Raw genomic sequence first — 25,030 nt, 5'->3', positions numbered from 1 at the left:
GAGGGGTGGCACGGAAGCTGCAGGCCGCGGAGATCACTAGATACAATCGTTGCATTCTATGTGAAGGCCCTTTAAGCTGTGACCGACTTTAAAACTTGGATGTGTTTGATTTGCGGCTGGATTTATGACGAGGCTGAGGGGTCTCCCGAACACGGCATTCCACCCAACACCCCATGGGATCAGGTCCCGATGAACTGGACCTGCCCAGAATGTGGCGCCCGCAAGGAAGATTTCGAGATGGTCCAGATCTGAGGCGCTCCAGCACCAATCGCTGCTGCGTTGTTTATTTTCTCCATCGGGAGCAGTGACAATTGACTACAACAGGCGCATCTTTCAAAGTGCTCGTGGTGGATGACAGCAACACCATCCGTCGAAGCGCCGAGATTTTTCTCAAGCAGGGGGGGCACGAAGTCTTGTTGGCCGACGACGGCTTTGATGCTTTGGCCAAAGTCAACGATTACCAGCCTCAGCTGATTTTCTGCGACATCCTCATGCCCAAGCTCGACGGGTACCAGACCTGCGCCATCATCAAGCGCAACGCCCGTTTCGCAGATACCCCGGTGGTGATGCTGTCCTCCAAGGACGGCGTGTTCGACAAGGCGCGTGGGCGCATGGTCGGCTGCCAGGAATATCTCACCAAGCCGTTTACCAAAGACCAGCTGTTGCAGGCAGTGCAGCAGTTTGGCAATTCCCAACAAGGAGCCATGTAATGCCCATTCAGAAAGTATTGGTCGTCGACGACTCGAAGACCGAGTTGATGTTTTTGACGGACCTGCTTCAGAAAAAAGGCATGCAAGTCCGTACCGCAGAAAATGCCGAAGAGGCGTTTCGCCGTCTGGCCGAAGAAAAGCCTGACCTCATCCTGATGGATGTGGTGATGCCGGGCCAAAACGGGTTTCAGCTCACGCGTGCCATTACCCGCGACCCCCTTTACGCTGATGTGCCCATCATCATGTGCACCAGCAAGAATCAGGAAACCGATCGTGTCTGGGGCATGCGCCAGGGTGCGCGCGGCTACATCACCAAGCCGGTGGATCCCGCAGAGCTGCAGGCCAAAATTGACGCTCTGAACTGAGGCAGCGGCGCGCTCATGGCAAACCGCGAAGCCCTACGGGAGCTCCAGACCCGACTTGCCAGCCGTTTGCAGGCTGCAAGGTCCGAAGGTACGTCTGTGTCCTCCTGGCTGGCTGTAGAGTCCGCCGGGAATTTCTATTTGCTGCCCCTGGGGCAGTCCGGGGAGATCTTCCCCTGGGTATCGGTGCAGGCCGTGCCTTACACCCAGAGCTGGTTTCTGGGAGTGGCCAACCTGCGAGGTGGCTTGGTGGGGGTGGTGGATCTGGCTGGGTTGCTGGGGTCCACCGCAGCACGCACCGAGCAAGCCCTGTCCGAGGCCAGCCTGCTGGCATTCAATGCGGCGCTCGACGTTAATGCTGCCTTGCTGGTGGACCGCCTCGCCGGTCTGCGCGGCACGGATGCGTTTGTGTCGTCCGAGCCGCCCGCCGAGGATTCACCCAGCTTCTTCGGCACCACCTATATCGATTCCAGTGGCACACGCTGGCAGGAGCTGAACTTGCAGATCCTGTCCCAACATCCCGCTTTCCTGAGCATCAGTGCTTGAGTTTTTCTGTAAGGCTGCACCATGTCCGTCGTCAATCAATTTGGAAAACTGTTCAACCGGAAACCCGCCACGCCTGACACCGGCGCAGCCACCGGCGCGACCGACGATGGGCAGGATCTCCTGGCCACGGGGGCTCTGGATGGTTCGCAACTGCGCGACTCCTACCAGGCCGAAGCCATGAACAGCGTCCAGGGCGATCCCGACGGCTACACGCCCGAGCTGACCGCGCCCGAGGCCGAAGAAGATCTCATCAGCCTGCCCCTGCTGGGCCGCTCGACCGCTGCCGGCCATCAGCGCCGACTGCTGGCCTTGCTGGCCGTGGGTGTGGTGGTGCTGGCGCTGATTGCCGGTTGGGTGCTGCAGCAGGCCGACCGTTCCGCACAGCAATTGGCCGCTACCGGTCAGTCGCTGATGCAGTCGCAACGTCTTGCCAAGTCGGTGTCGCAGGCACTGGTGGGTAGCCCACAGGCCTTCCCTGACGTGGTGGAAAGCTCTGGCGTGCTGGCGCGCAACGTGCGCGCCCTGAATGCCGGTGACAACGAGCTGGGTGTGCAGTCGCTGGGTGAGCCCTTCAAGCCCGATCTGGACGCCGTCAACCCCCTGATGGAGCGCGCCGAGCGCAACGCCAGCGTGGTGATGGGTCAGCAGAAGATCCTGACGCAGGTGGGCGACGCTCTGCGCACCATCAACCGCCAGTCGTCCGACCTGCTGGAAATCGCTGAAACGGTCTCCTCGCTCAAGCTGCAACAAAATGCGCCCGCTGCCGAAATCTCCGCCGCAGGCCAGCTGGTGATGTTGACCCAGCGTATCGGCAAGTCTGCCAACGAGTTCCAGACGATGGAAGGCGTGAGCCCTGAGGCCGTGTTCCTGTTGGGCAAGGACTTGAACTCCTTCAAGGAAATCGCGCAGGGCCTGCTGGAAGGCAGCCCCGAGCTGCGCCTTTCGGCCACCAAGGACGCGCAGACCCGCGAACAACTGGAAGCGCTGATCAAGCTGTACGAACAGACCCGGACCCAGGCCAGCGCGATTCTGGGCAACCTGCAAGGTCTGGTGTCTGCCCGCGAAGCGCAGTCCGCCATCATTGCCGACAGCGAGCCACTGCGCCGCCAGCTGGAAGGTCTGCAGAGCAAGCTGTCCGCCCAGACCGGTCTGGGCGCCGGCCAGTTCGCCGCTCTGGCGCTGGCAGGCTTGTTCGTGCTGCTGTGCGGTATCGGCATTTCGCGCGTCCAGCTGCTGGACAGCCGTGGCCGTCAGGCAGCTGCTGAAAATCAGCAACGCGACGCCAAGCGCCAGGAGCAGGAAGCCAAGCGCGTCAACGACGCCAACCAGGCCGCCATTTTGCGTTTGATGAACGAACTGCAGTCGGTCGCTGAAGGTGACCTGACGCAAGAAGCCACCGTGACGGAAGACATCACCGGCGCCATTGCCGACTCGGTGAACTACACGGTGGAAGAGCTGCGTCAACTGGTGGGCAGCGTGCAGAACACGGCGACCCGCGTGGCGCAGACGACTGCCCAGGTGGACAACACCTCGACCGAACTGCTGGCGGCATCGACCGAGCAGCTGCGTGAAATCCGCGAAACCGGCCGCTCCGTTCTGGACATGGCGACCCGCATTAACGAGGTGTCTACACAAGCGCAAGAGTCCGCCACGGTGGCCCGTCAGTCGCTGCAAGCCGCGGACTCGGGTCTGCAGGCCGTGCAGAACGCCATCGGCGGTATGAACTCCATCCGTGACCAGATCCAGGACACCTCCAAGCGGATCAAGCGCCTGGGTGAATCGTCGCAGGAGATCGGTGAAATTACCGAGCTGATTTCTGACATTACCGAACAGACGAACGTGCTGGCTCTGAACGCTGCCATCCAGGCTGCATCCGCCGGTGAAGCCGGTCGCGGCTTCTCGGTGGTGGCGGAAGAAGTGCAGCGTCTGGCTGAACGTTCGGCCGATGCGACGCGCCAGATTTCTGCCCTGGTGAAAGCCATTCAGACCGACACCCAGGATGCCGTGGCTGCTATGGAGCGCTCCACGCAGGGTGTGGTGGAAGGGGCACGCCTGTCCGACAGCGCTGGTACTGCGCTGACCGAGATTGACCGCGTGTCGCGCCGTTTGGCCGAACTGATTGAGCAGATTTCGTCTTCGACTTCCCGGGAAGCTGTTCTGGCCAACGAAGTAGCCGACAACATCCAGCACATTTTTGCGGTGACCGAGCAGACGGGTGAAGGTACCCGCACCACAGCGCAACAGGTGCGCGAGCTCTCGCACATGGCCGAGGAACTGCGCCAATCGGTGGCACGTTTCAAGATCGCCTGACGCAGCAGTTAGTCATCAACCAGCTGGCTCATTGCAGCCGGGGACGAATCCATGTCATCTATTGATGTCAACAATGCACCGGCCGCCGACGGGACCCAGGGAGATCAGGACCTGGGTCCTTTGGCTTGGGTGCTTGACGAGCTGCGCAAATCGCTGGACGGTGCTGTCAAGGCGATGCGGCGCTTTGTGCGTGATGCAGAGGTAGCACGCGAGTCTGATCTGGCGGCGCTGGACGCTGGCCCCCTGCGCATTGCGCGCCAGCAACTGCACCAAGCCTGTGGTGCGCTGGAAATGGTGGGCATGGGCCCTCCGGCGCTGGTGTTGCGGTCCATGGAATCGGCGGTGCAGAAGTTTGTTCAGCGCCCCGAAACCTGCAGCGATGACGCTGCCGCCGTGATCGAGCGCGCCAGTTTTGCGCTGATCGAATACCTGGAAACCGTGCTGGCGGGCAAAGCCGTATCGCCCGTGGCCCTGTTTCCGCAGTACCGCGATGCCCAGGCACTGGCAGGCGCTGATCGCGTTCATCCCGCTGATCTCTGGCCGGTGGAGCGCCGTTTCCGTGAACCCGAAGGTGCGGTATCGCGCCCACCTCTGCCCTACGGTCCCGAGGCGCGGGCGCGGCTGGATGCAGCTGTGCTGCGCATCGTCAAGTCGGGGGACCTGAAGGCCGCCCTGAGCCTGCGCGACACCTGCCTGGGCTTTGTGGCTGCACAAACAGATCGGCAGGCGCGTGCGTTCTGGAAAATTTGCGCGGGTTTCTTCGATGCGTTTGGCTCGGGCCTTTTGCCGCCAGATGTGTACGTCAAGCGCGTGGCATCCCGTGTGCTCATGCAGTACGCCACCTTGGCCAAGGGCGATCCGACGATCGCCGACCGGCTGGTGCAGGACCTGCTGTTCTTCTGCTCGCAGGCCAAGGTGGCCGATCTGGCAGAGGACGCAGCGCCCTCATTGCGTGCTGTCCGTCAGGCCTTTGCGCTGGACCGCTTCAAGCCGGTGGACTACGAGACTGCCCGCTTCGGACGGTTTGACCCGGCGGTGTTGACGCAGGCGCGCAAGCGCATTGCCTCGGCCACGGAAACCTGGTCTGCCCTGGCGGGTGGCGACCGCAACAAACTCAAGCCAGCGGCAGACCAGTTCAGCTTGGTGTGTGATTCGCTGCGCAAGCTCCATCCGGGCAGTGAGAACCTGGCGCAGGCGCTGACGCGTGCCCTGGATTCAACCACCCGGTCGGGCGAACCCCCGTCGCCCGCATTGGCGATGGAAGTGGCTACCTCCGTGCTGTACCTGCAGGCAGCTTTTGAAGAGCTGGACACGGCAGACGAACAGATGGAAGCCCGCGCCAGCCGTCTTGCAGAGCGTCTGGATGCGGTCACGGCGGGTGCCGAACCCGAACCCCTTGAACACTGGATGGAAGAGCTGTACCGCCGGGTCAGCGACAACCAGACCATGGGCAGCGTGGTCGATGAGCTCCGGGTGACCCTGGGCGAGGCCGAAAAGGCCATGGACCAGTTTTTCCGCAACCCGAAGGACACTGGTGTGCTGGCGACCGTGCCAGGCCATCTTGCGCAGATGCGCGGCGTGCTGTCGGTGCTGGGGCTGGATCAGGCATCACTGGCGGTGGTCCGCATGCGCGACACGGTGGAGCGTCTGCTGATCAACGAGGTGCCCGAAGAAGAACGCCAAAGCGCGTTTGAAAAGCTGGGTAACAGCCTGGGCGCATTGGGTTTCCTGATCGACATGCTGAGCTATCAGCGCACCATGGCGCGCAAGCTCTTTGTGTACGACGAAGAACTGGGCGAACTGCGCATCCTCATGGGTAAAACCCGTGCGCGCGCCTCTGATGCTGTGGAAGAAGCGCCTGCCAAGCTGGAAGAGCGTTCTGCCACCTTGGTGCCAGACGTGATTCCCCGCTTTCCGGTGCAGGAGCCTGTCAGCGAGCCCACGGACTTTGCACCGTTCCCTGATTTTGAGTCGGCCCCCGCAGCCGATGCCAGCGTGGCGGCAGAGCCCGCAGGCCTGGCCCCGGATATCTCCTTTGACGTTCCCGCCGTTGCCGCGCCCGTACCGCTGGAAGCAGCTTCTCTGGCGGCTGCGCCCGCTCCAGTGCCCGATGTCGAAGATGAACTGCTCGACGTGTTCCTCGAAGAGGCACGCGAAGTGGTGGTCAACGGCTTGGCTGCCATTGAGCAGCTGCGGGGTGAACCTGGTGACCTGAGCGAGCAGACCACACTGCGCCGTGCGTTCCATACGCTCAAGGGCAGCTCGCGCATGGTGGGGCTGAATGACTTTGGCGAAGCAGCCTGGTCGATGGAGCAGGTGCTCAACGTCTGGCTGGCCGAACAAAAGCCCATGCAGCCGACCTTGTTGCAGTTGTCCACCGACGCACTGCATGCTTTCAGCAGCTGGGCAGACGACATCGCCGCAGGCCGCGCGACGGGCTGGGACCCTGAGTCCTTCCGCCGGTCGGCAGACGCCATGCGCCTGGATGGCACGCTGGTACCGCTGGCGATGCCATCGGGTGGCGGTATGGCGCCCGAACCTACAGCACCACAGGCCGCGCCGGAGCTTTCCGAGGCCGCGGCAGAGCCGGTGGATGCCCTCTCCGCTGAAGTGCTCAACGAAGAACTGACGGTGCCGGATTTCCAGGCCACCGAGATCTCCGAGCATGTGCCCGAACAGCCCGTCGAGAGCGCCAACACTGCCCCGGAAGTGGCCGAGGAGATCGACTTCTCGGTGTTCACTGCAGCATTGAACGAGTCTGCCCACGAGCCTGTACCTGTGGTCGATCCGTCCAGCGTGGACTTTGTCCTCGACCTGGAGCTGCCTGACCTGGAACCTGTGTCTGCGGAAGCGCCTGTGCCTGCAGTGGATCACGCAGAAGCTGTCGATGCGCCGCTGCAAGCGCCCGCAGGCGCCCTGGGCGACGAACTATTGCTGCCAGAAGACCTGGTGCTCGATGCCGCCGAACCGCAAAACGCGGTGGATACAGAGGCCCCCATTCCTTCGGATGGGTTGGAAGCCCTGGACGTGGCTGAGCTGGAGAAGCTGCTGGAGGCCGAGTCGGCCGAGGCTGCCGAACTGCTTGCACCTGCCCCCGAGGACGTGGCTGTGGCCGGTTCCGAAGCGTTGCCAGACGACCTGATCGCTGAAGTGGAGCCCGCGCAAGAAGTGGCGCATCTGCTCGATGCCCTGCCGCAGGAAGAAGGCGGCAGCGACGATGCGGTGAAGGTCATCGACACGCTGCGCATCGGTATCCCGCTGTACAACGTGTACCTGAATGAGGCCGATGAATGGTCTCGTCGCTTGGTGACCTGTTTGCAGGAATGGGCGCTGGAACTGCATGAGCCGCTGCCTGACACGGCCGTGGCCCTGTCGCACTCGCTCGCCGGCAGTTCGGCCACGGTGGGCTTCACCGCGCTGTCCGAAATGGCCCGCGTGCTGGAGCACACGCTGCAGCATGTGCAGCTGCAGTCGGGTGGCACCGAGGAGCAGGCGGCAGCGTTCATGGCTGCAGCGGAAGACATCCGTCGCCTGTTGCACCAGTTTGCTGCCGGGTTCCTCAAAGAGCCGAGCCCGGAAGTGCTGGCCCAGCTGCGCCAGATTCTGGAAACCGAGGTGGTCAGCACCCAGTCTCCACCCGAGGAAGATGCGCAGGCCTACCTCGACGCCGCAGAGCAGGAAGCGTCCGAAGTTGCTGCGGCCGAGTTGGCGCCTGAGCCGGTGGCGGAGGTGCCTGGGGTGGATGCAGAGCCTGAGGCTGTTGCACCGGCTGTGCCTGCCCCTGTGGTGGGCCATGTGGCGCCCGCGCTGTCTGCAGTCATCCACGACCACGATCAGCACATTGACGATGCCATTGCGCACGCCATTGCCTCGATCCCGGACGCGGACGATGACATCGATGCGATCGACGTTATCGATCCCGACCTGTTCCCCATCTTCGAGGAAGAGGCGGCCGAGTTGCTGCCCCAGCTCGGTGGTGCGTTGCGCCAATGGGCGTCGCGCCCCGACAACCTCAGCGCCCGCAGCGAAGTATTGCGAGCCCTGCACACGCTCAAGGGCAGTTCACGACTGGCCGGGGCGATGCGCCTGGGCGAAATGGCCCACCGGCTGGAATCTGCGATCGAGCAGCTGGACGCAGAAACCGTCACGGCCGACCAGATTGAGCCGTTGCAAGGCAGTTTCGATGGACTGCAAGCCAACTTCGAGGCGCTGCGTGCCATTGGTCAGAGTCCTTCCGACACGGTGGTTACTCTGCCGGTCGAAGCCACGCCCGCCTTGCGTGCCAATGTGGTGGATGCGGCCGCAGCCTCCGTCCCCTCGGCGGCAGCATCTTCTGCCAAGCCGCTGGCGATAACGGCTCCGGCCGTGCGCCTGCCAGGACCATCCCAGCTGGCGCCCCTGCGAGTGGCAGCCAACCAGTCGGTGCGCGTGCGTGCACAGCTGCTGGACCGCCTGGTCAACCAGGCGGGCGAGGTGATGATCAGCCGTTCGCGCCTGGACGCGCGCCTGGGCCAGTTCCGCAGCTCACTCACCGATCTGTCGGGCAATCTGGACCGCTTGCGCCAGCAGTTGCGCGACATCGAGGTGCAGGCCGAATCTCAAATGCAGTCGCGTCTGGCGCTGTCCAAGGACTCTGCTGCGGGCTTCGATCCGCTGGAGTTCGACCGCTTCACACGGGTGCAGGAGTTGACCCGCATGATGGCCGAGTCGGTCAACGACGTGGCCACGGTGCAGCGCAATCTGCAACGCGCCATGGAAGGCGCTGAAGACGACTTGATTGCCCAAGGCCGCCAGGCGCGTGAGCTGCAACGGGATCTGCTGCGCACACGTATGGTGGAGTTCGAGGGGATTGCCGAGCGCTTGTACGCGGTGGTGCGCCAGGCCTCCAAGGAAACCGGCAAGCAGATCAAGCTGGACATCACCGGTGGCTCCATCGAAATGGACCGCGGCGTGCTGGACCGCATGACGCCCGCCTTCGAGCACTTGTTGCGCAATTGCGTGGCCCACGGCATCGAAGAGCCTGAAGTGCGCACGGCGGCCGGCAAGCCGGCGTCGGGCACCATCACGGTGGACCTGCACCACGAAGGCAATGACGTATCGGTCGAGTTCCGCGATGACGGAGCGGGTCTGAACCTGCCGCGCATTCGCGAAAAGGCCGTGTCTCAGGGCATCGTGGAGCCCGGCGTGGAGCTGAGCGATGCAGATGCGGCCAACCTGATCTTCATGCCGGGCTTCTCGACGGCCTCCGAAGTGACTGGTCTGGCAGGGCGGGGCATCGGCATGGACGTGGTGCGTGCTGAGATCAATGCGCTGGGCGGCCGCATCGAAACCTCCACCGAGGCGGGCAAGGGCGCGGCATTCCGCATGGTGCTGCCGTTGACCACCGCGGTGACGCAGGTGGTGATGCTGCGCTCGGGTGACCTGGCGATCGGCGTTCCGGCCAACGTCGTCGAGATCGTCCGCCGCACCTCGGCCCCTGACTTGGCAGAGGCTTACCGTACCGGCGTGTTTGACGACGGCATGGAGAAAATCCCGTTCTTCTGGTCGGGAGCCCTGCTGCAGTCGTCCAGCCGCAGCACCGAGCCGGCGGGCAAGACCCGCCCGGTGGTGATCTTCCGAAGCGCTGCCCAGCGTGTTGCGATGCACGTGGACGAAGTGCTGGGCAACCAGGAAGTGGTGGTGAAGAACCTGGGGCCGCAGTTGTCCCGTCTTCCGGGTCTGGCGGGCATGTCCGTGCTGGCATCGGGTGCCGTGGTGCTCATCTACAACCCGGTGGCCTTGGCCACGGTGTATGGCGACCAGGTGCGTGCGGCCAGTGCCGACATGGCGCCAGCACCCGACACCCCCGCTGCCGGCGGTACGGGTAAGGCCGTCGTGTCTCAGCAGTTGTCGGGACCGAGCCAGGTGCCGCTGGTGCTGGTGGTGGACGATTCCATCACCGTGCGCCGCGTGACGCAGCGTCTGCTGCAGCGCGAAGGCTACCGTGTGGCCCTGGCGGCCGATGGCCTGCAGGCGCTGGAGCGTCTGCAGGAAGAACGCCCGACGGTGGTTCTGTCCGACATCGAAATGCCGCGCATGGACGGCTTCGATCTGGCGCGCAACATCCGTGCAGACGGTGCCTTGCGTGATCTGCCCATCATCATGATCACCTCGCGGATTGCTGAAAAGCACCGCGAGCACGCGATGGAGCTGGGTGTGAATCACTACCTGGGCAAGCCGTATTCGGACGAAGAGCTGCTGAGCCTGATCCAGCACTACGCCCGCATCGCTGCAGCGGCTGAGGCCTGACACCATGCTGGCCCACTCCCGACCCTGCGAGTCAGCCTGGGTCGGGAGTGCTCTCTTGTTGCCTTGCCTTGTGGTGTCCTGTGCATCGATAGGGCGGACCGAGTCACCGTGATGGACCCGCTGGCTCCATCCCCTTCCCCTGACCCCCGGCTGCTGGCCTGCCTGGCCCTGGTAGCGCGCGAGCGGGCTTCGGACCTGTTTTTGCTGGCGGGTGCCGCGCCCACCATCAAGCGGCAGGGTGCCTTTGTCCCCATCACACAGCAAGTCCTGGCGGCCGACGATGTGCGGCATATGGCCTATTCCATCTTGCGCGAGGCCCAGCGCAAGGAGTTCGAGACCACGATGGAGTGCGACCTCTCGCTGCAGACCGCCGATGGGGAGCGCTTTCGCGTGAACGTGCACATGCAGCGGGGGCAGGTCGGCATGGTGATCCGCCATGTGATAGCGCGGATCCCGACGCTGGAAGAACTGGGGTTGCCGCCCGTGCTGCAGCGGCTGGCGTTTCTCAAAGGGGGGCTGGTCTTGACGGTGGGCTCCGCAGGTTCGGGCAAGACCACCACGCTGGCCGCATTGCTGGACCATCGCAACACGCACACTGGCGGGCACATCCTCACGGTAGAAGACCCCATCGAATACCTGCACAGCCACAAAAAATCCCTGGTAACGCAGCGCGAGGTGGGTCTCGACACCCTGTCGTATGACGAGGCGCTGCGCCGTGCCATGCGCGAGGCGCCCAACGTGATCATGATCGGCGAGATCCGCGACCGGGCCACCATGCAGCACGCGCTGCACTACGCAGAGTCCGGCCACTTGTGTGTGTCCACCCTGCACGCCAACAATGCCAACCAGGCGGTGCAGCGCATCGTGAATTTTTTCCCCGAGGACGCGCACCGCCAACTGCTCATGGACCTGTCCCTCAACCTGCGGGCGGTGGTGGCGCAACGCCTGGTGCCGGGCCTTGCAGGCCACTTGGTGCCCGCCACCGAGATCATGCTGCTCACGCCCTATGTGGCCGAACTGATCCAGAAGGGGCAGATCGACGAACTCAAGACCGCCATCACCCGCAGTGGTGAGCAGGGCATGTGGAGTTTTGATCAGTCACTGCTGGGCATGGTGGAGGCGGGCACGATATCGCCCGAAGAAGCCATCGCTAACGCCGACAACCGCACCGATGTGCGTTTGCGACTGAGGCTGGCCGCCGGTGCCTCGCTGGGCGGTGAGAGCATGCAGATGGCGCCGGAGGAGCCCCCGCCGGACGACCCGCCGCCCACGGCGCATCGTTAGCCCTCGGCGACCTGCTTGAGTCTGTGGGTCCGTGTGTTGTCACCCTGCAGCCGTCTTCACCACGGCATACCGCTCCAACGTGCGTTGCCTTGCGGCATCGTGCTCCACCACGGGTAAGGGGTAGGTGTCTCCCAGGCGCACGCCCGCTTCCTGCAACTCCAGCGGGCGCGCCAGCCAGGGGGCGTGGAGTGCCTTGGTGGGGAGCGCTGCGAGCTGGGGTAGGTAACGGCGGATGAACTTGCCCTCCGGGTCGAACTTCTCGCTCTGGCTCACCGGGTTGAAGATGCGGAAATACGGCTGGGCATCACACCCGCTGGAGCTGGCCCACTGCCAGCCACCGTTGTTGGCGGCCAGGTCGAAGTCATTGAGGTGCGTGGCAAAGTAGGCCTCGCCGCGGCGCCAGTCAATGCCCAGGTCTTTCACCAGAAAGCTTGCCACCACCATGCGCAGGCGGTTGTGCATGTAGCCCGTCTGGTTGATCTGCGCCATGGCGGCATCCACCAGCGGGTAGCCGGTGCGGCCCTCGCACCAGGCGGCAAACAGGGCATCGGCCTCGGGGCCGGTCTCCCAGGCGATGGCATCGTAGGCCGGTTTGAAGCTCTGGCCCACCACATGCGGGTGGTGGTGCAGGATCTGGAAGTAGAAGTCCCGCCAGATCAGTTCGCTGAGCCAGGTAGTGGCGCCCGGGTTGCCCTCCAGCATCAGGCGGTGCGCCGTGCGTGCCAGCAAGCGCGGCGAGATGGTGCCAAAACGCAGGTGCACGCTCAGGTAGCTAGGCCCTTTCACCGCTGGAAAGTTGCGCGTGTCCTCATACCGCTCGATGCGGCCGAGAAAATCGTCGAATAACTGCTGTGCGCCCTGGGCGCCGGTGGGCAGGCGCAGCTGGGACAGCGCTGTGGGCTCAAACCCTAGGTCCTGCAAGGTGGGCACAGGCTGGCAATGAGCCTCTGGGCGCGCCGCCAGATGGTGGGCGTGGCGCTCCACCGGATAGCTCTTGAGCTGGAACTCATCGATCTTCTTGAGCCACGCATTCTTGTACGGCGTGAACACGCTGTACGGGTTGCCGGTCTGCGTCAGCACTTCGCTGCGCTCGAGCAGGGTATGTTCCTTGAACGTGTGAAAGGCCTTGCCGGCCGCCGCCAGGCGCGTGCGTACCAAGCTGTCGCGGTCCAGCGCCTGGGGCTCGTCATCGTGGTTGGCAAAAACAGCCTGCACGTCCAGGGCGCTGGCCAGGGCCGGAATGGCATCGCTAGCCACCGCGTGCCACACGATGAGGCCGCCCCTTTTCTGCCCCGAAAGCGCGCGCAGCGTGTCATCCAGCTCCACCAGCGACTCGCGGATGAACTCCACCCGGCGGTCGGCGCGGGGCAGGGCGTCGAGGATGTGCTTGTCAAAGACAAAGGCGCAGAACACCTGCTCGCAGCGCGTCAGCGCGTGGTACAGGGCCGCCTGGTCGTGGGCACGCAGATCGCGGCGGAACCAGACAAGGCCACGGGAGTAAGTGGGCTCGGGGGAGGGGGGCATGTTCACCGTTAAAATTGCGGGATGTCTTTCGATTCTGCGCCCATCAACCTGACGCATCACTTCCTGATCGCGATGCCCGGCCTGGAAGATGAGTCTTTTGCGCGCAGCGTCGTCTATCTGTGTGAGCACAGCGAACGCGGTGCGCTTGGCCTCATCATCAACAAGCCCACCGATATCACCCTCAAGGGCCTGTTTGACAAGGTGGACCTGTCGCTGCGCCGCGAGGACCTCACCAAAGAGCCCGTTTTTCAGGGCGGCCCGGTGCAGACCGAGCGCGGATTTGTGCTGCACGAACCCATGCTCATGGACAAGGGGGAAACCGACGAGTCGGCCTACGCCTCCACCATGACCATCCCCGGTGGCCTGGAGATGACCACCTCCAAGGACGTGCTCGAAGCCCTTTCCACTGGCGCAGGTCCCCGCCGCGTGCTCATCACGCTGGGGTATTCGTCCTGGGGCGAGGGTCAGTTGGAGTCTGAGCTTGCCGAGAACGCCTGGCTCACGGTGGCCGCCGATCTGTCGGTGATCTTCGACACGCCCGTGCCCGAGCGGTACGACCGGGCCCTGTCGCTTCTGGGCTTGCAGGCCTGGATGCTGTCGCCGGAGGCGGGGCACGCATGACTGGCGCGCCCGCTCAGTCCATTCAGCCGCCAGCCGTTCCTGCGCATTTCCAGACCTTTCTTGCTTTTGACTTTGGGCTCAAGCGCACGGGCGTGGCCTCGGGCAACCGCATGCTCAAGAGCGCCACACCCCAGCGCACCATCCAGGCCGAGGGCGACGCCCGTTTTGCCCAGGTGGCCGAGCGCATCAAGGAATGGCAGCCCGATGCGCTGGTGATCGGCGTGCCCTACCACCCCGACGGTGCGGCCCACGAAAACACCGCGCGTGCTCTCAAGTTCGGGCGCCAGTTGCGCGGGCGCTTTGGATTGCAGGTGTTCGAGGTGGACGAGCGCTACAGCACCACCGAAGCCATTGCAGGTGGTGCCAAGGATGCCGACGCGGCCTCGGCCTGCATCATCCTGGAACAGTTTTTGAGGAATCTCCCATGACCACCCCATCCCCCGGAATGTCCGGCAGCCTGGTGCTTGATGCCGAGGCGCTGTACCGCGAACTGCTGCGCGGCGTGCGCAGCATGTTGACCCCCACCACGCGCCTGGCGGGCATCGCTTCCGGCGGCGCCTGGCTGGCCGAGCGCCTGCAAAAAGACCTGGGCCTGGAAGGCCCGGCCGGTGTGTTGTCATCGGTGATGCACCGCGACGACTTCGCCCAGCGTGGCCTGTCGGCCAGTGCGCAGACCGCGCTGCCGTTTGACGTGAACGGCGCCGACGTGCTGGTGCTCGACGACGTGCTCTACACCGGCCGCACCATCCGCGCCGTGCTCAACGAGCTGTTCGACTACGGCCGCCCCGCCAGTGTGCGCCTGGCCGTGCTGGTGGACCGTGGCGGGCGCGAGCTGCCCGTGCAGGCCGACTTTGCCGCTGCGCGCGTGGCTCTGCCTGCCGCCCAGTCGCTTGCCCTGGCGCGAGGCGACAGCGGTACCTTCCAATTCCAAGTCCAAGACAAAGACTAAAGAGGCCTGACCGTGCTGCACAAGCGCAATCCCCAACTCAACGGCAACGGCGAACTCATCCACCTGCTGTCCATCGAGGGCCTGCCGCGCGACATCGTCACGCACATCCTCGACACGGCAGCCAACTTCGTGAGCGTGAACGACCGCGAAGTGAAGAAGGTGCCCCTGCTGCGCGGCAAGAGCGTGTTCAACCTGTTCTTCGAGAACAGCACGCGCACGCGCACCACGTTCGAGATCGCGGCCAAGCGTCTGTCGGCCGACGTGATCAACCTGGACATCGCGCGCAGCTCGGCCAGCAAGGGTGAGTCGCTGCTCGACACCATCGCCAACCTGAGCGCGATGGCCGCCGACCTGTTCGTGGTGCGGCACAGCGAGTCCGGCGCGCCTTACCTGATCGCGCAGCACGTGGCGCCGCATGTGCACGTGATCAACGCCGGCGACGGACGGCATGCCCACCCCACGCAGGGGTTGCTGGACATGTACACCATCCGTCACTACAAAAAGGACTTCAGCAACCTCACCGTGGCCATCGTGGGCGACGTGCTGCACTCGCGCGTGGCGCGCTCGGACATCCACGGCCTGACCACCTTGGGCTGCGCCGAAGTGCGTGTGGTGGGGCCGCGCACCCTGGTGCCGTCGGACATGGCGCAAATGGGCGTGCGGGTGTGCCACACGCTTGAAGAGGGCATCAAGGACGCCGACGTGGTCATCATGCTGCGCCTGCAGAACGAGCGCATGAGCGGTGCGCTGCTGCCTTCCAGCCAGGAGTATTTCAAGAGCTTCGGCCTCACGCAGGAAAAGCTGCAACTGGCCAAGCCCGACGCCATCGTCATGCACCCCGGCCCCATCAACCGTGGCGTGGAGATCGACTCCGCCGTGGTCGATGGCAAGCAGAGCGTGATCCTGCCGCAGGTGACCTTCGGCATCGCGGTACGCATGGCTGTCATGTCCATCGTCGCAGGGAACGAGGCGTGACCTTGAGGATGAATACTCCTGTTTTCATAGCTGTTTGTGCTTATCAATCAAGCGCTAGCAGCCAATTTGGCTTGAAATCATGAAGATACTGATCCAGAACGGCCGTGTGATCGACCCCGCCTCGGGCCTTGACCAGACCTGCGACATCGCGCTGGCGGCGGGCCGCATCGTGGGGGTCAACCGCGTGCCGCCCGACTTTGCGCCCAACCGCACCATCAACGCTGCTGGCTGCATCGTGTTGCCCGGCCTGGTGGACCTGGCCGCGCGCCTGCGCGAGCCCGGCCACGAGCACGAAGGCATGCTCGAATCCGAAATGGCCGCCGCTGTGGCCGGTGGCGTCACCAGCCTGGTGTGCCCACCCGATACCGACCCCGTGCTCGACGAGCCCGGCCTGGTGGAGATGCTCAAGTTCCGCGCCGAGAAGCTGCACCAGTCGCGCCTGTTCCCGCTGGGCGCGCTCACGCGCAACCTCGCTGGCGAGGTGCTGACCGAGATGGCCGAGCTGACCGAATCCGGCTGCGTGGGCTTTGGCCAGGCCGAGGTGCCGCTGGCCAGCACCCAGGTGCTGCAGCGCGCGCTGCAGTACGCCGCCACCTTTGGCTACACCGTGTGGCTGCGCCCGCAAGAGATGCACCTGGGCAAGGGCGTGGCCGCCAGCGGTGCGCTGGCCACGCGGCTGGGCCTGTCGGGCGTGCCCGTGGCGGCAGAGACCATTGCGCTGCACACTATTTTTGAACTGCTCAAGACCACCGGCGCGCGCGTGCACCTGTGCCGCCTGAGCAGCGCTGCGGGCGTGGAGCTGGTACGCCGCGCCAAGGCCGATGGCCTGAAGGTCACCGCCGATGTCAGCATCAACTCGCTGCACCTCACCGAAAACGACATCGGCTTCTTTGACAGCCGCGCGCGCCTGACGCCGCCGCTGCGCCAGCAACGTGACCGCGACGCCCTGAGCGCGGCGCTGCTCGACGGGACCATCGATGCGCTGGTGTCCGACCACACCCCGGTGGATGAAGACGCCAAGACCCTGCCGTTTGCCGAAGCCGAGCCCGGCGCCACGGGGCTGGAGCTGCTGCTGTCGCTGGCGCTCAAGTGGTCGCAAGACAGTGGTGTGCCTTTGCAGCGCGCGCTGGCCGTGGTCACGGCAGAGCCCGCACGCGTGCTGGGCAACGCGCTGGGCACCTTGCAGGCCAGCGTCGGCCAGATCGTGGAAGGCGGCGTGGGCGACCTCTGCATCTTCGACCCGCAGGCAGCGTGGACGGTGCAGGACGACGCGCTCGCCAGCCAGGGCAAACACACGCCGTTCTCGGGTTACGAGCTGCCCGGCCGCGTGCGCATGACCCTGGTCGGCGGACAGGTCGCTTTTGACCGCGGCTGAGACGGCGCGACGCTGCGATAGCAAGGCCCGGCCGTGAAGTTCCTGCGCGCCAGCTGGCGCCTCTTGCGGCTGCTGGGCCACATTGCCAAAGGCCTGTGGATTGTGGCGCTGCGGTTTCCGGCGCTGTCGCCCGACCAGCAGCACGCCCGCGTGCAGGTGTGGTCGCTGGAGCTGCTGGCCCATGCGGGCATCAGCCTGCGCATCCTGGGGCAGCCCCCGGTGACTGGCCCGGTGATGCTGGTGGCCAACCACATCTCGTGGCTCGACATCCCGGTGATGCATGCGGCGCGGCACTGCCGTTTTGTCTCCAAATCCGACGTGCAGGCCTGGCCGCTGATCGGCACCCTGGCCACGGCGGCGGGCACGCTCTACATCGAACGCAGCTCACGCCGCGATGCGCTGCGCATGGTGCGCTCGATGCAGGAGGCGCTGGAGCGCGGCGAGGTGCTGGCCGTGTTCCCCGAAGGCACCACGGGCGACGGGCGCGAGATGCTGCCCTTCCACGCCAACCTGCTGCAGGCCGCCGTGGCTGCAAAGGCGCCCGTGCAGCCCGTAGGCCTGCGCTTTGCCGACAAGGCCACGGGCGCCACCAGTTTTGCTCCCAGCTACATCGGCGACGAAACCCTGGTGGGCTCGATCTGGCGCACGCTCAGCGCCCCGCCCATCGAGGCCGTGGTGCACTACGGCCCCCCGGAGCTGGCAGGCGAGCGCGACCGCCGCACCTGGACGCAGCACCTGCACGACACGGTCGATCAGCTGCGCAAGGCCTGAGAACGCACACAGGTTCCGGGCCCTGGGTTCCCAACGAGCTGTCTTTGTGCGGCAAAAGCGTGCATATTCCACGCTTTGGGCCCTGCAGGTGGTCGTCCAGGTGGTCTGCCCGGCGCAATGTCCCGTATCGTCCGCGCTTTCCATTTGCCTGCGGTTCATCGCAGGCCTTTGCACACTGCCGGGAGGGCACCATGAACCTGATTGAACGCGCCAAAAGCATTCTTCTGCAACCCAAGGAGGCCTGGGCCACCATCGATGCGGAGGCCACCGACACCGCCACCCTGTTCACCCGCTACGCCATGATCCTGGCCGCCATTCCGGCGGTCTGCGGTTTCATCGGCATGTCGCTGATCGGCTTTGGCGGTTTTGGGGTCACCATCCGCGTGCCTTTTGTCTCCGGGCTGGTGAACATGGTCGTGTCATACGGGTTGAGCCTGGTGGGCTTGCTGGTGCTCGGTTTCATCATCGATGCGCTGGCGCCCACCTTCGGCGGGCAAAAGAATGCCATCCAGGCACAGAAGGTGGCGGTGTACGCCAGCACGGCCGCCCTGCTGGGCGGAGTGTTCAGCCTGCTGCCATCGCTGGCCATGCTGGGCCTGCTGGCGGCGGTGTACTCCATCTACCTGCTCTACACCGGCCTGCCTGTGCTCATGCGCAGTGCGCCCGAAAAGTCGGTGGGCTACACGGTGGTGGTCATCATTGCGGCCATCGTGGTGGGTGTGGTCATCGGTGCCGTCAGTGCGCTGTTCATGCCGCGCAGCGGTGCGCTGTTTGGCGGTGCCGATGCCCCTGCCATCACCATGAACACGCCCGGTGGCAAGGTGTCCATCGACACCGCCGGTCTGGAAGCTGCCGGCAAGAAGATGGAAGAAGCCGCCCGCAAGATGGAAGAGGCCCAGAAGAGCCAGGATCCGGCCGCCATCGCAGCCGCCACGGGCGATGCCGCCAAGGCCGCTGCGGGTGTGCTGGGTGGGGGTCAGGCCATTGCGGCCCAGACGCTCAAGGCGGCCCTGCCCGAGAAGCTGGCGGGCCTGCCCCGCACGGGTTTTGACGTGCAGGACGGTGCCGCCCTGGGCTTACCCACCAGCCAGGCCAGCGCGCAATACGGCAACGACGACAAGCAGCTGCGCCTGGAGATCGTGGACGTGGGCGGCCTGGGGCAGATGGCGGTGATGGCCATGGGCATGGCGCAGGGCGAGAAAGAAGACCAGACCAGCGCCGAAAAGACGTGGCAAGAGGGGGGCCGCACCCTGCACCAGCGCTACGACAAGGATGGCAGCCACGCAGAGTTCAAGACCATCCTGAAGAACGGCCTTGTGGTCAGCATTGAGGGCGACAAGATCGGTGTGAAAGAGCTGCGAGGCCTGATGTCGCAGGTGGACCTGAACGGGCTGGAAGGCCTGCAGCGCAAGGGCAAGTCCTGAGCTGGAGGGTAATTGCTATTGATTCAATAGCAATTCAGGCATGTTCGACTAGCGCATCCAGCCGATTTTGATTCCATCACCGCCTCAGCCACGCGGAAACGTCACCACATGGTCGACCTGGGCGCGGATGCCGATCCACTCGCCCAGCGCGTGGTCGTGGTGGCTGGGCACATGGGCCAGCACCGTGTGGCCACTGGCCAGGCGCAGGGTGTACAGAAACTCCGACCCCCGGAACGACTTGCGCACGATTTGCGCCTGCACGGGCGCATGGTCGTCGTGCACGATGTCGTCGGCGCGCAGCAGCACATCACATTCACCCGCAGGGTAGCTGCTGGGCAGGGGGCACTCATCCAGGTCGGTCAGGTCGCCCAAGGGTGTTTGGGCCACCACGTTGTTGCCGCGCTGCACCAGCGTGGCGGGGGCAAACACGCCGTGGCCGATGAAGTCGGCCACAAACCGCGTGGCGGGGCGGTGGTACAGGGTGTATGCATCGTCCCACTGGTGCAGGTGGCCTTCGTTCATCACGCCAATCACATCGCCGATGGCAAACGCCTCGAACTGGTCGTGCGTCACAAACAGCGCCGTGGCGCCTGCGGCCTTGAGAATGCCGCGCACCTCGTGTGCCAGGCGCTCGCGCAGGTCCACATCCAGGTTGGAAAACGGCTCGTCCAGCAGCATGAGCTGTGGGCGCGGCGCCAGCGCACGCGCCAGCGCCACACGCTGCTGCTGGCCGCCAGAGAGTTCGTGCGGGTAGCGGTGCTCGCTGCCCGTCAGGCCCACCAGCTGCAGCACCTCAGCCACCCGCGCGGCCTGCTCGGCCTTGGGCAACTGGTGGATGCCAAACGCCACATTGCGGCCCACCGACAGGTGCGGGAACAGCGCGTAGTCCTGGAACACCATGCCGATACGGCGCAGCTCGGGTGGCACGCTCAGGCGGGCGCTGCTGACCACACTTTTGGTGAGGCGTATCTCGCCACCCGTCACGGGCTCCAGCCCGGCCACGGCGCGCAGCAGGGTGGTCTTGCCGCAGCCGGAGGGGCCGATCAGCACGCCGATGTCACCCGCTTTCAGGCTGAGCGTGACGCCTTGCACGGCGGCCTGTGCGCGGCCTGCGTAGTGCACTTCGAGTTGGGAGACCTCAAGAAACATATCTGTGCATTTTAGGCGGGGTGGAGTGAATGCTTAAAATTCGCATTTGCATTCCTGGGTGCTGGTGTAGTGTTGCGCGCTAGATGGCACATTGAAAACCGATGGATTTTTGGTCAGGGCAAGGCGCAAACCACTGCGATACCCGGAGGTATCGCTAGGATTTGCTACGCAGCCCTGGCCGAAAAGACGCGGTTTTTAAGTGCCAGATAGCGTGCAACACTGCACCAGGGTGCCCATGCCTTTCGGCAGGTGTGCGCTTTCTTTCCTCTCCCGAGCCCATCGCCTTGCGCCGCACGCCGTCCTCTGCCTTTCGCAGCATCCCGCTGATCCTGTTTGCAGGCTTTCTGGCCTTGCCGGTGCTGGCGGTGCTGGCGTCGTGGCTGCCGTTCTCGCCCACCGGGCAGGGCGATGCGCAGACGGGCGCCATCCTGCGCGAAATGGCGGCCACGGTGCTGCCCGGCTATGTGTGGACCACGCTGTGGCTCAGCGTGCTGGTTGCGCTGGGCGCGGCCGTGGTGGGCACGCTGGCGGCTGCGGCCGTGACGCTGTTCGACTTTCCGGGCCGCCGCACCTTTGAATGGCTGCTGCTGTTGCCGCTGGCGATGCCCGCCTACGTGACGGCCTACGCCTACACCGACTTTCTGCAGTTCAGCGGCCCGCTGCAGGTGGGCCTGCGCAACACCTTCGGCCTGGAAGGCCGCCTGCTGCCCGAGGTGCGCAGCCTGGGCGGCGCGGTGTGGGTGTTCATCTTCTCGCTCTACCCCTACGTGTACCTGCTGGCGCGCACGGCGCTGGGTGAGCGTGCTGCCCACCTCATGGAGGCCGCACGCCTGCTGGGTGCACCGCTGCCGCGCCGCATCCGCGCCGTGGCCCTGCCGCTGGCGCGCCCGGCTGTGGCGGCGGGCGTGGCGCTGGTGCTGATGGAAACCCTGGCCGACTTCGGCGTGGCCAGCTACTTCGGCATCCAGACCTTCACCACGGGCATCTACAAGGCCTGGCTGTCCATGGACAACCGCTTGGCCGCCGCGCAGCTGGCCACCATGCTGCTGGTGGTGGTGATGGCGCTGCTGCACCTGGAGCACCGCGCGCAAAAGCGCATGCGTTTTGCCACCGGCGGCGGGCGCGCAGGCTCGGCCGAGGCGCAGCCGCTGCGGCTCCAGGGTGCGCGCCGGTGGGCCGCCTGGGCGGTCTGTACGATGCCGGTGGTCATGGGTTTTGTCGCCCCGGTGGTCTTCATGCTGCGGCCGCTGGCGGCCGACTGGTCGGTGCTGCCGTGGGAGCGGTTCATGGAATGGGCCTGGCACAGCGTGCGCTTAGGATGCATCACTGCGGCGCTGGCCGTCGCCATCGCGCTCGCCCTGGCTTTTGCGGTGCGCCGCCAGCCCGACGCCATCACGCGTGGCGTGGTGCAGCTGGCCAGCGTGGGTTATGCCGTGCCGGGCGCCGTCATCGTGGTGGGGCTGTTGTTGCCCGTAGGCTGGCTGCAGGCGGCCATGCCGCAGTGGGGTGTGGGCGCGTTGGTCACGGCCACGGCCTTTGGCATTGTGTGGGCCTACCTGGTGCGGTTTTGTGCAGTCGCCCTGCAATCCATGCAGAGCGGCTACGCGCGGATTCCGCCCAGCCTGGACGACTCTGCCCGCATGCTGGGCATGGGCAGCGCAGGCCTGTTGGCGCGCGTGCACTGGCCGCTGCTCAAGCGCTCTACCGCCGCCGCAGCGCTGCTGGTGTTTGTGGATGTGATGAAGGAGCTGCCCGCCACCATGGTGCTGCGCCCCTTCAACAGCGACACCCTGGCCGTGGTGGCCTATCAGCTGGCCCGCGACGAGCGCCTGGGCGAGGCGGCCTTGCCGTCACTGGCGCTGGTGGCGGTGGGGCTGGTGCCTGTGATTTTGCTCAGCCGTACGTTGCGCAGTCGGGCGTAGACCGAGGCCACAAAGCAGCCGAGGCAGAGGGGGGAGGGGGCGTTGCTGATGCATAGCCTTCCCAATTCCCCTGACAGATCACTCCAATCTATCGTACCGCTGTCCTCGCCCTGGCGTCACTGCATCGGGTGGATGGATCCCGTGTACTGACCGCCGCGCGAGTCACTGGGCAGGCGCACTATCAACGTACGGTAAGACTTGTAGTTGCCGTCTTTCAGCTCATCTCCAACCCAGACAATCCATTCTTTCTGCAAGCGTCTACCACCAAATTCGTTGGCCGGGCGCTTCACCACACCGACGATCTTCAGGCTGAAGAATTGTGTGTTCGTTTCGACCTCCACCGTGTCTCTGGTCATTGTCACTTTGCCCGAGGCCAAAAGAGTGTTGAGCGTGTGTGTTTGACCGTCGGCCCGGTTGCGCAGCGATGACGGGAAGGAGCGCATGTCCAATCGCTCGAAAAGCGTTCTGGCCGCGTTGGCAGGTAAGGATGCTTGGGTCACGATGAACGGCTGGAGGCCGAGCATCTGAACTGCGTCGCACACCAAGTATTCACTGCGAATCTCAGCACTGCGTGTGGATTCGTCCGGCGCACCGGAAGACAAAAGGTTGGAGTACTGCGCGCAGTTATTTGCCACGCCCCCGTTGTCAAACAGCAAAGCGGTCCTCGGGGCAAAAAGCGCCATCTTCAGATCCGTCAATGCGGCCGTCAAAGCAGGGTTTTGCGTGCTTACCTGGGTGATGGCGTGGTGAGCGGAATTGCTCGCCGCATGCGATGCGGCCAATGAGAAATAGAGAGTTACTGTCGCACTGAGCCAAAATTTCTTCACTTGATGTTCCCAATAGCGTGGGGCGCCCCTGCCTGTGGGGACACCATCATCGCGCTGGCGAGGCGGATTGTCGCCGCCGGCGCTGGTGCCGGTGCCGGTGCCGGTGCCGGTGCCGGTGATTTTGCTCAGCCGTACGTTGCGCAGCCGGCACTGACTCCACAACGCCGTAGCGTCCCACCAGTACGAACCTGATTACTGAGGCTCAGTGCCCCGGTTGCGCGGCAGGGTCAGCGTAAAGCGCGCGCCTTGGCCTTCTGCGGATGACAGCGTGAGCGTGCCCCCCATCAGCACCGCCAACGCCCGCGACAACGCCAGGCCCAATCCGGTGCCACCGTGCTGGTAGCTCACCTGGTCGTCGCCCTGGCGGAATTTTTCGAAGATCGTTTCGTGCAGGTGCGCCGGGATGCCCGGGCCGGTGTCCACCACATGAAAGCGGACGGCGTCGTTGCTGGCATCCACTTCGATGGTGACCGAGCCTGCGGTCGTGAATTTCATGGCGTTGGACAGCAGGTTGTTGAGCACCTGCTTGAGCCGCAGTCCGTCACACATCAAAGTGTGGGGGGCGTCAGGGGCAATGCGCACATGGAGCGCCAGGTTCTTGTTGGCGGCCGTGACGGCAAAGAAGTCGGCGGTGGACTGAACAATCTCGGTCACGTTCTGTTCGGTGGGCATGTGGGGCATGGCACCTGCTTCCACCTTGGCCAGGTCCAGGATCTCGGTGAGCAGGGCGTTCAAGTGGTCTGCCGCCTTGCGGATCAGGCTGGCCTGTTCCTTGAAGCGGGGCTGCTCCAGCCGTAGCTCCATCAGTTCTGCGAAGCCGCGGATGCTGGTGAGGGGCGTGCGCAACTCGTGCGAGACGGCGGCCAGGAACTCGCTCTTGGCCTGGCTGGCCGAGCGGGCCTCGGCCTCGCTGATGCGCAGTGCGGCGTTGGTGCTCTCCAACTGGCGCACGCTGCGCACAAAGATCAGCGCTGCACCCACCAGCGCCACACTGAACAGCGCCATGGTGAACAGGGCCACATTGCGGCTAGCGCGCCATTCCTGCAAGGCCTCGTCGGTGCTGGTGGCCACCACCACCATCAGAGGGTAGGTGCCAACACGGCTGTAGGCATAAATGCGTTCGATACCGTCGATGCCGCTGGAGCGCACGTAGTGGCCGCTGGGGCCGCGTTCTTCTGCGTTGTTGTCCGGACTGCGCGGCACTACGCTTCCCATTCCGACGCTCTGTCCTCCCATCACTCTTGCTCGAATGGTGCGGTCGTTTCCGATAAGTGTCACGACGCCAGTTCGCCCCAATTGAACTCCGCGATAGACGTCCTCAAAGTAACCGGGGTTCACGGAGGCAACAATCACGCTGGCTACGCCACCGCCACCGCCAGCGTCCTGAATCTTGCGCGACAACTGGATGGTGGCCTTGCCGGACACCTTCCCAATCACGGGCTTGCCCACAAACAGTCCGCTAGGCGTCTGCTGCAGACGTACCGTCTCCGACGCGGAGGGATGGAGGTGCACTTGCACATGCTCACGCTCGGACAGGTCAACGTGACCCGTTTTCTCGCCGGTGGGGTCGATGTTGCTTCCAACGAACCGGCCGTCGGAGCCGACCAGTGAGAGCTGAGTCAGGATCAAGGGGGCAAGCCCGGTCTCGTTGGCGAACCGCGTGAAGTCTGCCTTTTCAAAGTCGTTGGCCAGCACAGTGTCACGCATGCGAAGGGTCGCCTGGTCTACGGCCGCCATCACCCGTACGGTCTGTTCGCCCAGGCTCAGCGCGAGATTGCTGTTCTGGCGAACCTGCGCGTTCATGGCATCGCGCCGTGACACATCCATAAGCAGAGCCACCGTACCCCAGGCCATGATCAAGACCAAGGCCGTACCCCATGTCACCATGGCACGCAAAGGCAGGCTGGATGGCCGCTTGAGGTGCGGTGCCGCACTGCTGGTGGCAGAACGCTCGGGGGCGGTGGCGGAGGGCGGTTTAGGGGCCGTCATGGGC

19 protein-coding genes are annotated in these 25,030 nt (G+C 64.7%); 15 read left to right on the top strand and 4 right to left on the bottom strand.

Translation table 11 applies throughout. The features are described from left to right. Positions 1 to 99 precede the first annotated feature (99 nt). The 7 genes from ASD75_RS23425 to ASD75_RS15610 all read left to right on the top strand — a co-directional run bounded on the left by ASD75_RS23425 (position 100) and on the right by ASD75_RS15610 (position 11,500). Complete coding sequence (locus ASD75_RS23425; protein ID WP_165836572.1) at positions 100 to 252, top strand: rubredoxin; 153 nt, start codon at positions 100 to 102, stop codon at positions 250 to 252. Between the two features lie 59 nt (positions 253 to 311). Then, the gene (locus tag ASD75_RS15635; RefSeq protein WP_005796099.1) at positions 312 to 710 is read left to right on the top strand and encodes a PleD family two-component system response regulator; all 399 of its coding nucleotides are present in this window, start codon (positions 312 to 314) and stop codon (positions 708 to 710) included. Further along, positions 710 to 1,075 (top strand): PleD family two-component system response regulator, encoded by a 366-nt coding sequence (locus ASD75_RS15630; protein ID WP_005796104.1) that lies wholly within the window; start codon positions 710 to 712, stop codon positions 1,073 to 1,075. The genes ASD75_RS15635 and ASD75_RS15630 overlap by 1 nt, the downstream gene beginning before the upstream one ends. A 15-nt stretch (positions 1,076 to 1,090) precedes the next feature. Beyond that, positions 1,091 to 1,618, top strand: coding sequence for a chemotaxis protein CheW (locus ASD75_RS15625; RefSeq protein WP_056066233.1), 528 nt, complete (start codon positions 1,091 to 1,093; stop codon positions 1,616 to 1,618). 21 nt (positions 1,619 to 1,639) lie between these two features. Next, positions 1,640 to 3,928, top strand: coding sequence for a methyl-accepting chemotaxis protein (locus ASD75_RS15620; RefSeq protein WP_056746880.1), 2,289 nt, complete (start codon positions 1,640 to 1,642; stop codon positions 3,926 to 3,928). A gap of 51 nt (positions 3,929 to 3,979) precedes the next feature. Further along, positions 3,980 to 10,216: an Hpt domain-containing protein gene (locus tag ASD75_RS15615; RefSeq protein ID WP_056746879.1), complete on the top strand. Its 6,237-nt coding sequence runs from the start codon at positions 3,980 to 3,982 to the stop codon at positions 10,214 to 10,216. Between the two features lie 111 nt (positions 10,217 to 10,327). After that, on the top strand, positions 10,328 to 11,500 hold the full coding sequence (locus tag ASD75_RS15610; RefSeq protein WP_056746878.1) for a PilT/PilU family type 4a pilus ATPase: 1,173 nt from the start codon (positions 10,328 to 10,330) through the stop codon (positions 11,498 to 11,500). A gap of 39 nt (positions 11,501 to 11,539) precedes the next feature. Here ASD75_RS15610 and ASD75_RS15605 read toward each other — a convergent pair whose 3' ends face one another. Then, a complete protein-coding gene (locus ASD75_RS15605; RefSeq protein WP_056746877.1) occupies positions 11,540 to 13,024 on the bottom strand; it encodes a deoxyribodipyrimidine photo-lyase in 1,485 nt (494 codons plus the stop codon). A 21-nt stretch (positions 13,025 to 13,045) separates the two neighbouring features. Here ASD75_RS15605 and ASD75_RS15600 point away from each other — a divergent pair, with 21 nt between their 5' ends. The 7 genes from ASD75_RS15600 (at position 13,046) to ASD75_RS15570 (ending at position 19,139) form a co-directional block, all read left to right on the top strand. Beyond that, positions 13,046 to 13,645: a YqgE/AlgH family protein gene (locus tag ASD75_RS15600; protein ID WP_015015583.1), complete on the top strand. Its 600-nt coding sequence runs from the start codon at positions 13,046 to 13,048 to the stop codon at positions 13,643 to 13,645. Next, entirely contained in the window at positions 13,642 to 14,073 is a 432-nt protein-coding gene (gene ruvX, locus ASD75_RS15595; protein WP_015015582.1) for a Holliday junction resolvase RuvX, read from the top strand. The genes ASD75_RS15600 and ruvX overlap by 4 nt, the downstream gene beginning before the upstream one ends. After that, the gene (pyrR, locus tag ASD75_RS15590) at positions 14,070 to 14,594 is read left to right on the top strand and encodes a bifunctional pyr operon transcriptional regulator/uracil phosphoribosyltransferase PyrR (protein ID WP_015015581.1); all 525 of its coding nucleotides are present in this window, start codon (positions 14,070 to 14,072) and stop codon (positions 14,592 to 14,594) included. Before ruvX ends, pyrR begins: the two co-directional genes overlap by 4 nt. 12 nt (positions 14,595 to 14,606) lie before the next feature. Next, entirely contained in the window at positions 14,607 to 15,569 is a 963-nt protein-coding gene (locus ASD75_RS15585) for an aspartate carbamoyltransferase catalytic subunit (protein WP_056066217.1), read from the top strand. A 79-nt stretch (positions 15,570 to 15,648) separates the two neighbouring features. Next, a complete protein-coding gene (locus tag ASD75_RS15580) occupies positions 15,649 to 16,944 on the top strand; it encodes a dihydroorotase (RefSeq protein ID WP_056066214.1) in 1,296 nt (431 codons plus the stop codon). 33 nt (positions 16,945 to 16,977) lie between these two features. Beyond that, positions 16,978 to 17,715, top strand: a complete 738-nt coding sequence (locus ASD75_RS15575; RefSeq protein WP_056066211.1) for a 1-acyl-sn-glycerol-3-phosphate acyltransferase — start codon at positions 16,978 to 16,980, stop codon at positions 17,713 to 17,715. Positions 17,716 to 17,906: 191 nt separating this feature from the next. Continuing rightward, on the top strand, positions 17,907 to 19,139 hold the full coding sequence (locus ASD75_RS15570) for a Yip1 family protein (RefSeq protein WP_056746876.1): 1,233 nt from the start codon (positions 17,907 to 17,909) through the stop codon (positions 19,137 to 19,139). 84 nt (positions 19,140 to 19,223) lie between these two features. Here ASD75_RS15570 and ASD75_RS15565 read toward each other — a convergent pair whose 3' ends face one another. Next, the gene (locus ASD75_RS15565) at positions 19,224 to 20,288 is read right to left on the bottom strand and encodes an ABC transporter ATP-binding protein (RefSeq protein ID WP_056066206.1); all 1,065 of its coding nucleotides are present in this window, start codon (positions 20,286 to 20,288) and stop codon (positions 19,224 to 19,226) included. A 284-nt stretch (positions 20,289 to 20,572) separates the two neighbouring features. On the opposite strand from ASD75_RS15565, the gene ASD75_RS15560 reads away from it, so the two are divergent. Beyond that, positions 20,573 to 22,210, top strand: coding sequence for an iron ABC transporter permease (locus ASD75_RS15560; RefSeq protein ID WP_056746983.1), 1,638 nt, complete (start codon positions 20,573 to 20,575; stop codon positions 22,208 to 22,210). A gap of 116 nt (positions 22,211 to 22,326) precedes the next feature. Here the strand turns inward: ASD75_RS15560 and ASD75_RS15555 are convergent, their stop codons facing one another. Further along, positions 22,327 to 23,199 carry a hypothetical protein gene (locus ASD75_RS15555; protein ID WP_156401034.1) on the bottom strand — a complete coding sequence of 291 codons (873 nt, stop codon included), beginning with the start codon at positions 23,197 to 23,199 and terminating at the stop codon, positions 22,327 to 22,329. Positions 23,200 to 23,229: 30 nt separating this feature from the next. Further along, the gene (locus tag ASD75_RS15550) at positions 23,230 to 25,026 is read right to left on the bottom strand and encodes an ATP-binding protein (protein WP_056746874.1); all 1,797 of its coding nucleotides are present in this window, start codon (positions 25,024 to 25,026) and stop codon (positions 23,230 to 23,232) included. Between the last annotated feature and the right edge of the window lie 4 nt (positions 25,027 to 25,030).

Source organism: Acidovorax sp. Root568, from assembly GCF_001427445.1.
GTDB lineage: Bacteria > Pseudomonadota > Gammaproteobacteria > Burkholderiales > Burkholderiaceae_C > Acidovorax > Acidovorax delafieldii.
Note: the sequence above shows the minus strand (reverse complement) of the source record. Positions and strands in the feature narration are given on the sequence as shown.

Bases quoted from the DNA above. Each gene is read 5' to 3' on its own strand.
- ASD75_RS23425 (WP_165836572.1), top strand. From the start codon at position 100: ATGTGTTTGATTTGCGGCTGGATTTATGACGAGGCTGAGGGGTCTCCC.
- ASD75_RS15630 (WP_005796104.1), top strand. From the start codon at position 710: ATGCCCATTCAGAAAGTATTGGTCGTCGACGACTCGAAGACCGAGTTG.
- ASD75_RS15625 (WP_056066233.1), top strand. From the start codon at position 1,091: ATGGCAAACCGCGAAGCCCTACGGGAGCTCCAGACCCGACTTGCCAGC.
- ASD75_RS15620 (WP_056746880.1), top strand. From the start codon at position 1,640: ATGTCCGTCGTCAATCAATTTGGAAAACTGTTCAACCGGAAACCCGCC.
- ASD75_RS15615 (WP_056746879.1), top strand. From the start codon at position 3,980: ATGTCATCTATTGATGTCAACAATGCACCGGCCGCCGACGGGACCCAG.
- ASD75_RS15610 (WP_056746878.1), top strand. From the start codon at position 10,328: ATGGACCCGCTGGCTCCATCCCCTTCCCCTGACCCCCGGCTGCTGGCC.
- ASD75_RS15605 (WP_056746877.1), bottom strand. From the start codon at position 13,024: ATGCCCCCCTCCCCCGAGCCCACTTACTCCCGTGGCCTTGTCTGGTTC.
- ASD75_RS15600 (WP_015015583.1), top strand. From the start codon at position 13,046: ATGTCTTTCGATTCTGCGCCCATCAACCTGACGCATCACTTCCTGATC.
- ruvX (WP_015015582.1), top strand. From the start codon at position 13,642: ATGACTGGCGCGCCCGCTCAGTCCATTCAGCCGCCAGCCGTTCCTGCG.
- pyrR (WP_015015581.1), top strand. From the start codon at position 14,070: ATGACCACCCCATCCCCCGGAATGTCCGGCAGCCTGGTGCTTGATGCC.
- ASD75_RS15580 (WP_056066214.1), top strand. From the start codon at position 15,649: ATGAAGATACTGATCCAGAACGGCCGTGTGATCGACCCCGCCTCGGGC.
- ASD75_RS15570 (WP_056746876.1), top strand. From the start codon at position 17,907: ATGAACCTGATTGAACGCGCCAAAAGCATTCTTCTGCAACCCAAGGAG.
- ASD75_RS15565 (WP_056066206.1), bottom strand. From the start codon at position 20,288: ATGTTTCTTGAGGTCTCCCAACTCGAAGTGCACTACGCAGGCCGCGCA.
- ASD75_RS15550 (WP_056746874.1), bottom strand. From the start codon at position 25,026: ATGACGGCCCCTAAACCGCCCTCCGCCACCGCCCCCGAGCGTTCTGCC.